This is a genomic window from Escherichia sp. WS568 (genome assembly GCF_046486085.1).
GTDB lineage: Bacteria > Pseudomonadota > Gammaproteobacteria > Enterobacterales > Enterobacteriaceae > Escherichia > Escherichia coli.
In genome coordinates this window covers 249,719-264,548 of record NZ_JBJQMC010000006.1, presented here as the reverse complement: position 1 = coordinate 264,548, position 14,830 = coordinate 249,719, and the positions used below count along the sequence as shown (strand labels likewise).

The window sequence follows — 14,830 nt, the reverse complement described above, 5'->3', positions numbered from 1 at the left end:
GCCAATCTTGAGCGCGCGTAAACCAGCTTCTCCGCGCTCTTCATAAACCTTCAGCCACCTGGCTACAGAACCACTACCAGCAAGCATAAAGTGAGCAGCAGCCTGATTAAGAGACATGTGCTGCTCGATCACAGCTTTCACGACCTTAATACGCAACTCAGGATCAGCACTAACACCTTTAGGTTTGGGAATTAAACCTTTTTCTCCATGTTTTTCATAGAGGGCAACCCATGTCCTGACCTGGGTTCGGGGGACACCAAAACGTGCCGAGATGATCCTGTAACCATCATCAGTAGTGAAGTAGTGATTCACGACTTCAAGGCGCTTTTCAAAAGGGTATTTTGGCTTTGACATATCAGGGGCTATTCCATTTCATCGTCCAACAAAATGGGTGCAGTACATACTCGTTGGAAATCAACACAGGAGGCTGGGAATGCCGCAGAAATATAGATTACTTTCTTTAATAGTGATTTGTTTCACGCTTTTATTTTTCACCTGGATGATAAGAGATTCACTGTGTGAATTGCATATTAAACAGGGGAGTTATGAGCTGGCGGCGTTTTTAGCCTGCAAATTGAAAGAGTAAGCGTCTTCGGCGGGAAGTTATTCCCGCCTTTCTTACGGCGTTGCGCATTCTCATTGCACCCAAATTTATTCTTCACAAAAATAATAATAGATTTTATTACGCGAACGATTATTTATTTCCTGAATAAACAAATAAAAAAATCCCCGCCATTTGGCAGGGATCTTAGATTCTGTGCTTTTAAGCAGAGATTACAGGCTGGTTACGTTACCAGCTGCCGGGCCTTTAGCGCCGCTTTCGATGGTGAAGGACACTTTCTGACCTTCGTCCAGAGATTTGTAACCATCGTTCTGGATAGCAGAGAAGTGTACGAACACGTCTTTAGAGCCATCGTCAGGAGTGATGAAGCCGAAGCCTTTGTCAGCGTTGAACCATTTTACGATACCAGTCATTTTACCGGACATAGTGTATTACCTTTAATAATTAAGTGTGCCTTTCGGCGATATGGCGTGCTTTACAGATTTTGAAGCGTTAAAGGAATGTGCACTACGAGGGGTATCAACGATAACTCTTGAAGGGACTTGCCTTACTACACTGCTTTAATGGTCTGTACGTCAAACCGTTGATGTGCATTAAGCCACGCATTGGCGGGTGATGCAACAATTATTTTTCATATTTATGATTAATCGGTTGGAAAACGGTCCTGTCATCAGGACCGTAAACAGCAATAAAGTGGATAAAAGTCTATTCCATCAACTGCTTACTTAATGCCGGGTTGGCTTGAATCAAACGCATCAATTTTAGTTCGGCACTTGAAGGCTTCACGCGTCTGGATTCCCATTCCTTTACCATGGCGACTGATACGCCCAAAACCCGGGCGAAATCATCGATTTTTAACCCTGTCCCTTTTCGTAACTGCTCAATTTCGGTACAGGACGTTGTTCTGTGCGTCAGGGTAATTTTCTGCGTTTCATCTTTAAAAACAATCTGTTCCAGGCTGCTCAACAGCTCATGCATTGGATCTTTATATTCCATTGAAAACTCCTCAAATCACACTGCGGGATCGTGAATTGCATCGAAGCTCATTAAGAATAGTCGGGAAAAACAGACACAGCGGGGTGTAGTCAGGGCATGCTCTGGCTATGATTCGATTCAGCCAGTCATTTAGCGTGACTTATAGCCACCTAACGATCTGATAAATGCCGATATATCTCTTACCACTCCCGGTTTGTAAAGATTTCGAAAATCTAACGTTCTGAGAAGGCGTAAATCTCTGGCTACAAAAAAAGCAACGGCACTATCATTTTTTAACAATGAAACAACAAATTAACCTTGTTTCATTTTCTCCATGATTTTACCAGGAAGATTACGTAGAAAGGGTATCCTGCAAGCCTGTCCTGGACTATCCTTGTCACGTCAGACACGCGTGTGTCGTTGTGCGCTTTTTTTGGGTGAAAGGAGTAAGAAAATGGCGACAGGAAAGTCCTGCTCTCGCTGGTTTGCGCCTCTTGCGGCGTTATTAATGGTAGTTAGCCTGAGTGGGTGTTTTGATAAAGAAGGCGATCAGCGTAAAGCGTTTATCGACTTCCTGCAGAATACAGTGATGCGTAGCGGTGAACGTCTACCAACCCTGACTGCCGATCAGAAAAAACAGTTTGGTCCTTTTGTCTCTGATTACGCGATTCTGTATGGTTATTCTCAGCAGGTGAATCAGGCGATGGATTCCGGTCTGCGCCCGGTTGTAGACAGCGTTAACGCAATTCGCGTACCGCAGGATTACGTTACGCAAAGCGGCCCACTGCGTGAAATGAACGGTTCTCTGGGTGTGCTGGCGCAACAGCTGCAAAATGCGAAGTTGCAGGCCGATGCTGCACACTCTGCGCTAAAACAGAGCGATGACCTGAAACCGGTTTTCGATCAGGCATTCACCAAAGTGGTAACGACGCCAGCTGATGCATTGCAACCGTTGATTCCGGCGGCACAAACTTTCACGCAACAACTGGTGATGGTTGGAGACTACATTGCTCAGCAAGGTACTCAGGTGAGCTTTGTCGCAAATGGCATCCAGTTCCCGACGTCACAGCAGGCAAGTGAATATAACAAACTGATTGCGCCATTACCGGCACAGCATCAGGCGTTTAATCAGGCCTGGACTACAGCAGTTACTGCAACCCAATAAAGAGTAAAAGCCCGAGCGATTATCGGGCTTTACTCCACGCAGTCGCGGCTTAGTCCGCGACGTGCGGATTCACACAGTTCTTCTCAACCTTTCCTTGTAACGCATCAATCAAATTATCCACGGCACAGGCGGCCATGCCATAACGCGTCTCATGGGTGGCAGATCCAATATGCGGTACTGCGACGACGTTGGCCATTGAGAGCAACGGCGAATCTACAGACAGTGGCTCTTGTTCGAAGACATCCAGCCCGGCGGCGTGAATTTCCCCTTTCTGCAATGCAGCAATCAGTGCATTTTCATCAACCACCGGGCCACGTCCGGCATTAATGAAAATAGCGGAGGATTTCATTTTGGCGAATTGTTCTGCGCCAAACAGATGATGCGTTTCATCAGTTAACGGCAGGATCAGGCAAACGAAATCTGACTCTTGTAACAGTGTATCCAAATCGCAGTAGCGGGCGTTGAAGCGTTCTTCTGCTTCTTTATGGTGGCGACGTGCGTTATAGAGGATGGGCATGTTGAAGCCAAATTGCGCACGTTGTGCCAGCGCCATGCCGATCCGTCCCATCCCGACAATGCCCAGTGTTTTATGGTGAACGTCAGTGCCGTACCAGTCCGGGCCTATGCTCGCGGTCCATTCGCCTGCTTTTACCCGTTCTGCTACCTCCACAACCCGACGAGCGGTAGACAACACCAGCGCCATCAGCGTATCGGCGACGGTTTCTGTTAATACGGTTGGTGTGTGCATCAGCAGAATTTTTCGGGCGGTAAGCGCATCGACATCAAAATTGTCATAGCCGACGGAGATCGTTGATGTGGCACGCAGTTTCGGCATTTTTTCCAGCAATGCGGCATCAACATTCTCATTTGAACCCAGCAAGCCTTCAGCTTCGGCAAAAATTGCTGCATTTTGTTCGACGGTTTGTGGGCTGAGGTTTGCCACCTGGTGAACGGTGAAATGTTCTTGCAGGCGTTGCAGTAAATCATCAGGTAAGGCTTTGTAGAGGATAACGGACGGCTTCATGCTTCTCTCCATTCACTGATAAGGCGATCACCTTAGCCTGAAATATGATGAAGGAAAACTGAAGAATGCCAGGTGATTTCTGTATCACCTGACATGAAAGGGATTACAGTGGGCTTAAGGTAATTTCTACACGGCGGTTTTGCGCCTTACCTTCTGCGGTGCTGTTGCTGGCGATTGGGTTAGCCGGGCCAAGGCCTTGAGTACGGATGCGGCTGGCGTCCACGCCCTGGGTGATCAACGCGCTGGCAACGGAATCCGCACGCTGCTGGGAGAGACGCATGTTCAGGTCGTGCCCCCCCGTGCTGTCGGTATAACCAATCACGTTAACCGCCGTTTTCGGATACTCTTTCAGTACCATTGCCACGCCGGTCAGGGTGTTAGCGCCCGCCGGTTTCAGGGTTGCGCTGCTGCTGTCGAAGGTCACATTGTTCGGCATATTGAGGATAATGTTATCCCCGCTGCGGGTTACGCTAACACCAGTGCCGCGCATTTTGTCACGCAGCTTCGCTTCCTGCACATCCATGTAATAACCAACGCCGCCGCCCAGAGCTGCGCCTGCTGCTGCGCCAATGAGCGCGCCTTTACCGCGATCTTTCTTCGAAGAAGAGAGCGCACCAATACCCGCGCCAACGAGAGAGCCCAGACCTGCGCCGATAGCAGATTTACCTGCTTCGCGTTCGCCGGTGTAAGGGTTAGTTGTACAGCCAGATACCGCCAGAGCGCCACTCACTACGGCGGCAATAAGATAAACACGTTTCTTCATTGTTAATCCTTAATAACCTTTTTATTCTTTGCCACGGGTTCCGTGGCGGGAGATTATGCCGCGTGAACATGAAGATTATTCCTGGGAATACTCGGAAATTTGTAAGTAATATTTAACTGCTCAATACATCTAACCTTTCAGGAGTCTTCGGTTTGGCCAACTCATCCTCACGATATTCCGTTCTGACTGCCGCCCACTGGGGGCCTATGCTGGTTGAAACCGACGGCGAAACCGTGTTTAGCTCGCGTGGCGCGTTAGCCACAGGAATGGAAAACTCCTTGCAGAGCGCGGTTCGCGACCAGGTTCACAGCAATACGCGGGTGCGATTTCCAATGGTGCGCAAAGGCTTTCTTGCGTCACCGGAAAATCCGCAAGGCATTCGTGGGCAGGATGAATTTGTTCGCGTGAGTTGGGATGAGGCGCTGGAGCTTATTCACCATCAACATAAACGCATTCGTGAGGCTTATGGTCCGGCATCGATTTTTGCGGGTTCCTACGGCTGGCGTTCAAACGGCGTGCTGCATAAGGCCTCGACATTATTACAACGCTATATGGCGCTGGCAGGCGGTTATACTGGGCATCTGGGGGATTATTCGACCGGCGCGGCACAGGCGATCATGCCGTATGTCGTGGGGGGCAGCGAAGTTTATCAACAGCAAACCAGTTGGCCGCTGGTGCTGGAACATAGCGATGTCGTGGTGCTGTGGAGTGCTAACCCACTCAATACGCTGAAAATTGCGTGGAATGCATCCGATGAGCAGGGGCTTTCTTACTTTTCCGCACTGCGTGACAGCGGGAAAAAGCTGATCTGCATTGATCCAATGCGATCGGAAACCGTCGATTTCTTTGGCGATAAAATGGAATGGGTGGCACCGCACATGGGCACCGATGTTGCGCTGATGCTGGGGATCGCCTATACGCTGGTGGAAAATGGTTGGCACGACGAAGCGTTTCTGGCGCGTTGCACCACAGGTTATGCCGTCTTCGCCTCTTATTTGCTGGGCGAGAGTGACGGAATAGCGAAAAACGCCGAATGGGCGGCAGAGATTTGTGGTGTTGGCGCAGCGAAAATCCGCGAGCTGGCGGCTCTTTTCCACCAAAATACCACCATGCTGATGGCTGGCTGGGGAATGCAACGTCAACAGTTTGGCGAGCAAAAGCACTGGATGATCGTCACGCTGGCGGCAATGTTGGGGCAAATCGGCACACCCGGCGGCGGTTTTGGTCTTTCTTACCATTTTGCCAATGGTGGTAACCCCACGCGCCGCGCTGCGGTGCTCTCTTCCATGCAGGGTAGCTTGCCTGGCGGCACCGATGCGGTGGATAAAATCCCTGTTGCCCGCATTGTTGAAGCACTGGAAAACCCCGGTGGCGCATATCAACATAACGGTATGGACCGACATTTCCCGGATATTCGTTTTATCTGGTGGGCGGGCGGTGCCAACTTTACTCATCATCAGGATACCAATCGCCTGATCCGTGCCTGGCAAAAACCGGAGCTGGTGGTGATCTCTGAATGCTTCTGGACGGCTGCGGCGAAACACGCGGATATCGTTCTGCCTGCGACCACTTCGTTTGAGCGTAATGATCTCACCATGACCGGCGATTACAGTAATCAGCATCTGGTGCCGATGAAGCAAGTGGTGCCTCCACGTTATGAAGCGCGTAATGATTTTGATGTCTTTGCCGAGTTGAGTGAACGTTGGGAGAAGGGCGGCTATGCGCGGTTTACGGAAGGAAAAAGTGAGCTGCAATGGCTGGAAACGTTTTATAACGTTGCCCGGCAGCGCGGGGCAAGCCAGCAGGTTGAATTGCCGCCATTTGCTGAGTTCTGGGAAGCCAACCAGTTAATTGAGATGCCGGAAAACCCGGACAGCGAGCGGTTTATTCGCTTCGCCGATTTTCGCCGCGATCCGCAGGCGCATCCATTAAAAACCGCCAGCGGTAAGATTGAAATCTTCTCGCAGCGTATTGCCGATTACGCTTATCCGGATTGCCCTGGGCATCCAATGTGGCTGGAGCCGGACGAATGGCAGGGCAATGCCGAACCGGAACAGTTGCAGGTACTTTCTGCTCATCCGGCACATCGTCTGCACAGCCAGCTGAATTACAGTTCTCTGCGCGAATTGTACGCGGTGGCAAATCGTGAGCCTGTCACCATTCATCCTGACGATGCCCAGGCGCGCGGCATACAAGATGGCGATATTGTTCGGTTGTGGAACGCACGCGGGCAAATTCTTGCCGGAGCGGTCATTAGCGAGGGAATTAAACCTGGCGTGATTTGCATTCATGAAGGGGCATGGCCGGATCTGGATTTAACCGCTGACGGTATTTGTAAAAACGGCGCGGTGAACGTTCTGACCAAAGATCTCCGCAGCTCGCGGCTGGGGAATGGCTGTGCGGGTAATACGGCGCTGGCATGGCTGGAAAAATACAACGGTCCGGAACTGACACTTACAGCGTTTGAACCACCGGCCAGCTCATAATCCAGGTGGGTAGTTGGGTTTCATCTTGCCATGCGCAGTCGACAATGTGAAAACCCTGCGCATGGTAAAAATCTATCGCCGGTTGATTTTTTTGATAAACCTCCAGCATCAGATGGGGATGGCGCTGCTGCACATACTGCATTAGCGCCTTACCAATACCGCGTCTGACGGCCTTCGGTGCGACAAACATTGCAGCCAGAAACCGGCCTTCCATAATGCTGACAAAACCGAGAAGCTTACCGTCTTCTTCCCAGACCCAGTTTTGCGCGTTGGCAAGATAGGCATCCCGCACCAGCGGAATGCAATCACGCCAGTAATTCGCTTTTATAAAGGGATGCCCCCAGGTTGTACTTTCCAGCCACAGTTCGAGGATCGCGGGGAGTTCTGAACGTTGCGCTTCCCGAATCATGGTTTATTTCCCGGATAGCAACAGCAGCCAACCACATGATCATTCACCAGCCCACATGCCTGCATAAAGGAGTAACAGATTGTGGTACCAACAAACTTAAAACCACGCTTTTTCAGGGCTTTAGATAGAGCGTCGGAGGCGGGCGTAGATGTAGGGATTTCGCTCAACGTTGTGGCTTGTGTCACCTGTGGTTGATGATTGACAAACGACCAGACAAAGTCGGCAAACGGTTCGCCGTTCTGTTCCATTTGCAGGTACGCCCGCGCATTACCAATAATTGCCTGAATTTTCCCGCGATGGCGGATAATCCCGGCGTCCTGTACCAGTCTTTCGACATCCTCTTCCTGCATTGCTGCCACCTTCACCGGATCGAACTGATGAAAGCTGGCGCGATAGTTTTCGCGTTTTTTGAGGACGGTGATCCACGATAATCCAGCCTGCTGCCCTTCCAGGCAGATCATTTCGAACAGTTTTTTACTGTCAGTTTCAGGCACGCCCCATTCATTATCATGGTAGGCAATATAAAGCGGATCCTGACTCACCCAGCCGCAACGTTCCATACTTTCCCTCGCTATGTACCCGATCGTAAAAATTTCAGCCGCTTTTCTTGACGCATCGGTGAAAAAGTCAATATTTAATACAGGGCTACTATGCCCGATATCCTTCATACAATGACAATAATATTGCCGAATTCGGCTCTTCCCTGGAGTCGTGTTAATGATCATAAAAAAAAGCGGTGGTCGCTGGCAGCTAAGCCTGCTGGTGAGCGTGGTAATCAGTGCCTTTTTTCTCAACACAGCTTACGCCTGGCAACAAGAATATATCGTTGATACGCAACCCGGACATTCCACAGAGCGTTACACCTGGGATAGCGATCATCAACCTGATTACAACGATATTTTGTCGCAACGTATTCAAAGTAGCCAAAGGGCGCTGGGACTGGAAGTCAATCTGGCGGAAGAAACCCCTGTGGATGTCACCAGTAGTATGAGTATGGGGTGGAATTTTCCTTTATATCAACAGGTTACAACCGGTCCGGTCGCGGCATTACATTACGATGGCACAACCACCTCGATGTATAACGAGTTTGGCGACAGTACTACCACGCTGACCGATCCGTTATGGCATGCCAGCGTGAGTACTTTAGGCTGGCGTGTTGACTCCCGGCTTGGCGATCTCCGACCCTGGGCGCAAATCAGCTATAACCAGCAATTTGGCGAGAATATCTGGAAGGCGCAATCAGGCCTGAGCCGGATGACGGCGACAAACCAGAACGGCAACTGGCTGGATGTCACCGTAGGCGCTGATATGTTGCTCAATCAAAATATTGCTGCCTATGCGGCGCTATCTCAGGCAGAAAATACCACTAACAATAGCGACTATCTGTATACGATGGGGGTTAGTGCCAGATTTTAACGTTATAGATACAATTGAAACCCATAAATAACAACTAATGTGGCGATAGTGGGGACTAACTTACTAAATAATAAATTTGGCGAATAATTGTCGAGTCATTCATTCCTGAACTAATGCATTTCATTCCGTTCTGATGGCATTTCATGCCGTTTTTCCCCAGGCATAAAGCGCACTTCGTTATGGTTGTCAGCAGAGATTTTTCCTTTTTATTACTGCAGGAATACTGCCATGACACCTTCAAATTATCAGCGTACTCGCTGGCTGACACTCATCGGTACTATCATTACCCAGTTTGCTCTGGGGTCGGTTTATACCTGGAGTCTGTTTAACGGTGCGCTTTCTGCCAAGCTGGGGGCTCCTGTAAGCCAGGTTGCTTTCTCTTTCGGCTTGTTAAGTCTGGGGCTGGCAATTTCATCTTCTGTTGCGGGCAAATTGCAGGAACGTTTTGGTGTTAAACGCGTCACTATGGCTTCCGGCATTTTGCTGGGATTAGGTTTCTTCCTGACAGCACATTCCAACAACCTGATGATGCTGTGGTTAAGCGCCGGTGTGTTGGTTGGTCTGGCGGATGGTGCGGGTTACCTGTTGACGCTCTCTAACTGCGTGAAGTGGTTTCCGGAGCGTAAGGGACTTATCTCTGCTTTTGCTATCGGTTCTTATGGTCTGGGCAGCCTGGGTTTTAAATTTATCGACACGCACCTGCTCGAAACGGTGGGTCTGGAAAAAACCTTTGTTATTTGGGGCGCGATTGTACTGGTGATGATTGTCTTTGGCGCAACGTTAATGAAAGATGCGCCGAAGCAGGAAGTGAAAACCAGCAATGGTGTGGTGGAGAAGGACTACACCCTGGCAGAGTCGATGCGTAAACCGCAGTACTGGATGTTAGCGGTTATGTTCCTGACTGCGTGCATGAGTGGTCTGTATGTGATTGGTGTAGCGAAAGATATCGCTCAAAGTCTGGCGCATCTTGATGCAATTTCCGCAGCCAATGCTGTGACGGTTATTTCCATCGCCAACCTTTCTGGTCGTCTGGTGCTGGGCATTCTGTCTGACAAAATCGCCCGTATCCGTGTTATCACCATTGGTCAGGTGATATCGCTGGTGGGTATGGCGGCCCTGCTGTTTGCACCATTGAATGCAGTGACGTTCTTTGCAGCGATTGCCTGCGTGGCGTTTAACTTTGGCGGCACTATCACGGTGTTCCCGTCACTGGTCAGTGAGTTCTTCGGCCTCAATAACCTGGCGAAAAACTACGGTGTGATTTATCTCGGTTTCGGTATCGGCAGCATTTGTGGGTCGATTATCGCCTCACTGTTTGGCGGCTTCTATGTGACTTTCTACGTCATTTTTGCCCTGCTGATTCTGTCTCTGGCGCTTTCAACGACCATTCGCCAGCCAGAGCAGAAAGTATTGCGTGAAGCGCATGGCTCCCTTTAATCATCTGCCGCGAGCTACTGGGCTTTAACCTTAGTGTGAATCAAACGCATCAACGCAATGTATAAACAATGACGCGTAAAATTTGGGCCAGTTAACTGGCCCTTTTTACTGCTTTTTGTAACGCTAAAGTCTCTTTTCAAACTTGCATTTTTGTAAATTTGTGCTTCATGCACACTCTTTCCCCACACTTTTTCCCTTTGCTGTGGTCTACTTATTCGCGCGTGTAGATTTTACTTATCTGACTACCTCCGCACTTTTCCCCTGCCGGGCCTGAAAAGCCGCTAAGCAGGGTGTTATCACCTGTTTGTCCAGGGTTTGTTTGCATGAGATACATCAAATCGATTACACAGCAGAAGCTGAGCTTTTTGCTTGCAATCTATATTGGCCTTTTTATGAATGGCGCGGTTTTTTACCGCCGCTTCGGCAGCTATGCGCACGATTTTACCGTCTGGAAAGGTATTTCTGCTGTTGTTGAACTGGCCGCCACCGTACTGGTGACCTTCTTTTTACTGCGTCTTCTTTCGCTGTTTGGCCGCCGCAGCTGGCGTATTCTGGCATCGCTGGTGGTGCTCTTTTCCGCAGGTGCCAGCTATTACATGACCTTCCTTAATGTAGTCATTGGTTATGGCATCATCGCATCCGTCATGACCACCGATATCGACCTGTCAAAAGAAGTTGTTGGTCTGAACTTTATTCTCTGGTTAATCGCCGTAAGCGCGTTGCCTCTTATCCTTATCTGGAATAACCGCTGTCGTTACACCTTGCTCCGACAACTGCGAACCCCAGGGCAGCGTATTCGCAGCCTGGCGGTCGTCGTACTGGCAGGTATTATGGTTTGGGCACCGATTCGTTTGCTGGATATCCAGCAGAAGAAAGTGGAGAGGGCGACAGGTGTTGATTTGCCGAGTTATGGCGGCGTCGTCGCGAACTCTTATCTGCCATCAAACTGGCTTTCGGCATTAGGTCTTTATGCCTGGGCGCGGGTCGATGAATCTTCCGATAACAATTCTCTCCTTAACCCTGCGAAGAAGTTTACGTACCAGGCTCCACAAAACGTTGATGATACATATGTCGTTTTCATTATTGGTGAAACCACGCGCTGGGATCATATGGGCATTTTCGGCTATGAACGCAATACCACACCGAAACTGGCTCAGGAGAAAAATCTGGCGGCGTTCCGTGGTTACTCCTGTGATACTGCAACCAAACTCTCACTGCGTTGCATGTTTGTACGTCAGGGTGGAGCAGAAGATAATCCGCAGCGCACATTAAAAGAACAGAATATTTTCGCGGTGCTGAAGCAGTTAGGATTCACTTCTGATCTCTACGCTATGCAAAGCGAAATGTGGTTCTACAGCAATACGATGGCGGACAACATTGCTTATCGTGAGCAGATTGGTGCGGAGCCACGTAACCGTGGCAAACCGGTAGATGATATGTTGCTGGTAGACGAAATGCAGCAGTCGCTGGGGCGCAACCCGGATGGTAAGCATCTGATCATTCTGCATACCAAAGGCTCACACTTTAACTACACCCAGCGTTACCCGCGCAGCTTTGCGCAGTGGAAGCCGGAATGTATTGGTGTTGATAGCGGCTGTACCAAAGCGCAGATGATCAACTCATACGACAACTCGGTGACCTATGTGGATCACTTTATTTCCAGCGTGATTGATCAGGTTCGCGATAAGAAAGCGATTGTGTTCTATGCAGCTGACCACGGTGAGTCAATTAATGAACGCGAGCACCTGCACGGCACGCCGCGTGAACTGGCACCGCCGGAACAGTTCCGTGTGCCGATGATGGTCTGGATGTCGGATAAATATCTGGAAAATCCGGTCAATGCGCAGGCATTTGCGCAGCTGAAAAAAGAAGCCGACATGAAAGTGCCACGCCGTCATGTAGAGCTGTACGACACCATCATGGGGTGTCTTGGCTATACTTCACCGGATGGTGGAATTAACGAAAACAACAACTGGTGCCACATCCCGCAGGCAAAAGAGGCAGCGGCTAACTAAGAAGCCTGCTGACTTTCTCGCCGATCAAAAGGCATTTTGCTATTAAGGGATTGACGAGGGCGTATCTGCGCAGTAAGATGCGCCCCGCATTCGGTGATTGGCGCAGCCTGGTAGCGCACTTCGTTCGGGACGAAGGGGTCGGAGGTTCGAATCCTCTATCACCGACCAAATTCGAAAAGCCTGCTCAACGAGCAGGCTTTTTTGCATCTGTAGCTCATGAGGAAGAGAACCCCCGGGGGCGGGGAGGTTCGATTCGACGTAGGCCTGATAAGACGCGCCAGCGTCGCATCAGGCAAATGTACCGGCCCATTGTCGGATGCGGCGCGACCGCCTTATCCGATCTACACACCACACATTTCCCTGCCAAATTTGCGCCCCATATCTCACTATCCATTAACGGATTTGTGACAGAAACCATTGTCTTTTTTTATATTTGCTTAAATCTTTTTTTGCGTTACTTATGGCTGGCGCTGGCATTTTCCGCTGTGCGTTTTAGCGTTCATGGTATTAATCGCTCAGATATCCACCTTTACCTCAGATTTTTTTCATTAAATGCATAAAACTTAATCACCAAATGTTGCTAAATATTAAGCTGATTGTTCTGGTTGTGTTGGCGTAGCACAAATTTCTCTGCTGCAAATAGCTGTTTGAAGTTTTTTTAATCTTTGTTTGTGGATTCTCACCGTTGGTGTAAATCCCGGTTGGCTGTATTGACGTTTTCACATTCTGTTGACAGATTGTAGGTCACGAGGGGCATTTTATGGAGGATCCGCACTGTTACACTGATGTTAATTAGTACGGCATCCCCACCTCATAACGTTGACCCGACCGGGCAAAAAACAAAAAAGGTCAGGCAGCGACAACCCACTGCAAAGGGTTAAAACAACAAACATCACAATTGGAGCAGAATAATGCGTATTTCCTTGAAAAAGTCAGGGATGCTGAAGCTTGGTCTCAGCCTGGTGGCTATGACCGTCGCAGCAAGTGTTCAGGCTAAAACTCTGGTTTATTGCTCAGAAGGATCTCCGGAAGGGTTTAACCCGCAGCTGTTTACCTCCGGTACCACCTATGACGCCTCTTCCGTACCGCTTTATAACCGCCTGGTTGAATTTAAAATCGGCACCACCGAAGTGATCCCGGGCCTCGCTGAAAAGTGGGAAGTCAGCGAAGACGGTAAAACCTATACCTTCCATCTGCGTAAAGGTGTGAAGTGGCACGACAATAAAGAATTCAAACCGACGCGCGAACTGAACGCCGATGACGTGGTGTTCTCGTTCGATCGTCAGAAAAACGCGCAAAACCCGTACCATAAAGTTTCTGGCGGCAGCTACGAATACTTTGAAGGCATGGGCTTGCCGGAGCTGATCAGCGAAGTGAAAAAGGTGGACGATAACACCGTTCAGTTTGTGCTGACTCGCCCGGAAGCGCCGTTCCTCGCTGACCTGGCAATGGACTTCGCCTCTATTCTGTCAAAAGAATATGCTGACGCGATGATGAAAGCCGGTACACCGGAAAAACTGGATCTCAACCCAATCGGTACCGGCCCGTTCCAGTTACAGCAGTACCAGAAAGATTCCCGTATTCGCTATAAAGCGTTTGATGGCTACTGGGGCACCAAACCGAAGATCGATACGCTGGTCTTCTCTATTACTCCTGACGCTTCCGTGCGTTACGCGAAATTGCAGAAGAACGAATGCCAGGTGATGCCGTACCCGAACCCGGCAGATATCGCCCGCATGAAGCAGGATAAATCCATCAACCTGATGGAAATGCCGGGGCTGAATGTCGGTTATCTCTCGTATAACGTGCAGAAAAAACCACTGGATGACGTGAAAGTTCGCCAGGCTCTGACCTACGCGGTGAACAAAGACGCCATCATCAAAGCAGTTTATCAGGGCGCGGGCGTATCAGCGAAAAACCTGATCCCGCCAACCATGTGGGGCTATAACGACGACGTTCAGGACTACACTTACGATCCTGAAAAAGCGAAAGCCTTGCTGAAAGAAGCGGGTCTGGAAAAAGGTTTCTCCATCGACTTGTGGGCAATGCCGGTACAACGTCCGTATAACCCGAACGCTCGCCGCATGGCGGAGATGATTCAGGCAGACTGGGCGAAAGTCGGCGTGCAGGCCAAAATCGTCACCTACGAATGGGGTGAGTACCTCAAGCGTGCGAAAGATGGCGAGCATCAGACGGTAATGATGGGCTGGACTGGCGATAACGGGGATCCGGATAACTTCTTCGCCACCCTGTTCAGCTGCGCCGCCTCTGAACAAGGCTCCAACTACTCAAAATGGTGCTACAAACCGTTTGAAGATCTGATTCAACCGGCGCGTGCTACCGACGACCACAATAAACGTGTTGAACTGTACAAACAAGCACAGGTCGTGATGCACGATCAGGCTCCGGCACTGATCATCGCTCACTCCACCGTGTTTGAACCGGTACGCAAAGAAGTTAAAGGCTATGTGGTTGATCCATTAGGCAAACATCACTTCGAAAATGTCTCTATCGAATAATTAAAAGCCATACCCGGTGGCGCTGTGCCTCTGCGTGCAGCGCCATCCGGCAGCAATAC

At 49.8% G+C, this 14,830-nt stretch carries 15 protein-coding genes and 1 tRNA gene; 8 read left to right on the top strand and 8 right to left on the bottom strand.

The genetic code is table 11. From position 1 onward, the window contains the following. The coding region (locus tag ACJHWR_RS09655; protein ID WP_024173476.1) for an IS3 family transposase at positions 1-354 on the bottom strand (354 nt) is incomplete at its 3' end. A gap of 79 nt (positions 355-433) precedes the next feature. Here ACJHWR_RS09655 and hokA point away from each other — a divergent pair. Further along, positions 434-586: a type I toxin-antitoxin system toxin HokA gene (gene hokA, locus ACJHWR_RS09650; protein ID WP_001135737.1), complete on the top strand. Its 153-nt coding sequence runs from the start codon at positions 434-436 to the stop codon at positions 584-586. On the opposite strand, the gene ACJHWR_RS09645 is transcribed toward hokA, so the two are convergent. From ACJHWR_RS09645 to ACJHWR_RS09635, 3 genes are all read right to left on the bottom strand, one after another. After that, a complete protein-coding gene (locus tag ACJHWR_RS09645) occupies positions 563-634 on the bottom strand; it encodes a hypothetical protein (RefSeq protein WP_212734159.1) in 72 nt (23 codons plus the stop codon). The two genes, hokA and ACJHWR_RS09645, sit on opposite strands and share 24 nt — an antisense overlap. A 140-nt stretch (positions 635-774) precedes the next feature. After that, a complete protein-coding gene (gene cspA / locus ACJHWR_RS09640; RefSeq protein ID WP_000014594.1) occupies positions 775-987 on the bottom strand; it encodes an RNA chaperone/antiterminator CspA in 213 nt (70 codons plus the stop codon). A 280-nt stretch (positions 988-1,267) separates the two neighbouring features. Further along, on the bottom strand, positions 1,268-1,558 hold the full coding sequence (locus ACJHWR_RS09635; RefSeq protein WP_000455798.1) for an HTH-type transcriptional regulator: 291 nt from the start codon (positions 1,556-1,558) through the stop codon (positions 1,268-1,270). Positions 1,559-1,991: 433 nt separating this feature from the next. On the opposite strand from ACJHWR_RS09635, the gene ACJHWR_RS09630 reads away from it, so the two are divergent. Next, positions 1,992-2,702, top strand: coding sequence for a DUF3053 domain-containing protein (locus ACJHWR_RS09630; RefSeq protein ID WP_000190516.1), 711 nt, complete (start codon positions 1,992-1,994; stop codon positions 2,700-2,702). A gap of 49 nt (positions 2,703-2,751) precedes the next feature. On the opposite strand, the gene ghrB is transcribed toward ACJHWR_RS09630, so the two are convergent. Both ghrB and ACJHWR_RS09620 read right to left on the bottom strand, forming a co-directional pair. After that, a complete protein-coding gene (gene ghrB / locus ACJHWR_RS09625) occupies positions 2,752-3,726 on the bottom strand; it encodes a glyoxylate/hydroxypyruvate reductase GhrB (protein WP_000805033.1) in 975 nt (324 codons plus the stop codon). 103 nt (positions 3,727-3,829) lie between these two features. After that, positions 3,830-4,489 (bottom strand): OmpA family lipoprotein, encoded by a 660-nt coding sequence (locus ACJHWR_RS09620; RefSeq protein WP_000747625.1) that lies wholly within the window; start codon positions 4,487-4,489, stop codon positions 3,830-3,832. Positions 4,490-4,641: 152 nt separating this feature from the next. Between ACJHWR_RS09620 and bisC the strand changes: the two genes are divergently transcribed. Next, positions 4,642-6,975: a biotin sulfoxide reductase gene (gene bisC / locus ACJHWR_RS09615; RefSeq protein WP_000013982.1), complete on the top strand. Its 2,334-nt coding sequence runs from the start codon at positions 4,642-4,644 to the stop codon at positions 6,973-6,975. On the opposite strand, the gene ACJHWR_RS09610 is transcribed toward bisC, so the two are convergent. Both ACJHWR_RS09610 and tag read right to left on the bottom strand, forming a co-directional pair. Continuing rightward, positions 6,944-7,384, bottom strand: coding sequence for an N-acetyltransferase (locus ACJHWR_RS09610; RefSeq protein WP_000617470.1), 441 nt, complete (start codon positions 7,382-7,384; stop codon positions 6,944-6,946). The genes bisC and ACJHWR_RS09610 overlap by 32 nt on opposite strands. Further along, a complete protein-coding gene (gene tag / locus ACJHWR_RS09605; protein ID WP_000438962.1) occupies positions 7,381-7,944 on the bottom strand; it encodes a DNA-3-methyladenine glycosylase I in 564 nt (187 codons plus the stop codon). Before tag ends, ACJHWR_RS09610 begins: the two co-directional genes overlap by 4 nt. A 157-nt stretch (positions 7,945-8,101) precedes the next feature. Between tag and ACJHWR_RS09600 the strand changes: the two genes are divergently transcribed. From ACJHWR_RS09600 to dppA, 5 genes are all read left to right on the top strand, one after another. Next, a complete protein-coding gene (locus tag ACJHWR_RS09600; protein ID WP_000584478.1) occupies positions 8,102-8,800 on the top strand; it encodes an autotransporter outer membrane beta-barrel domain-containing protein in 699 nt (232 codons plus the stop codon). Between the two features lie 228 nt (positions 8,801-9,028). Beyond that, a complete protein-coding gene (locus ACJHWR_RS09595) occupies positions 9,029-10,237 on the top strand; it encodes an MFS transporter (protein WP_000189050.1) in 1,209 nt (402 codons plus the stop codon). A gap of 323 nt (positions 10,238-10,560) precedes the next feature. Continuing rightward, a complete protein-coding gene (gene eptB, locus ACJHWR_RS09590; protein WP_001269207.1) occupies positions 10,561-12,252 on the top strand; it encodes a kdo(2)-lipid A phosphoethanolamine 7''-transferase in 1,692 nt (563 codons plus the stop codon). Positions 12,253-12,343: 91 nt separating this feature from the next. Next, positions 12,344-12,420 (top strand) — tRNA-Pro (locus tag ACJHWR_RS09585). A gap of 743 nt (positions 12,421-13,163) precedes the next feature. Beyond that, positions 13,164-14,771, top strand: coding sequence for a dipeptide ABC transporter substrate-binding protein DppA (gene dppA / locus ACJHWR_RS09580; RefSeq protein ID WP_001222871.1), 1,608 nt, complete (start codon positions 13,164-13,166; stop codon positions 14,769-14,771). Positions 14,772-14,830 lie beyond the last annotated feature (59 nt).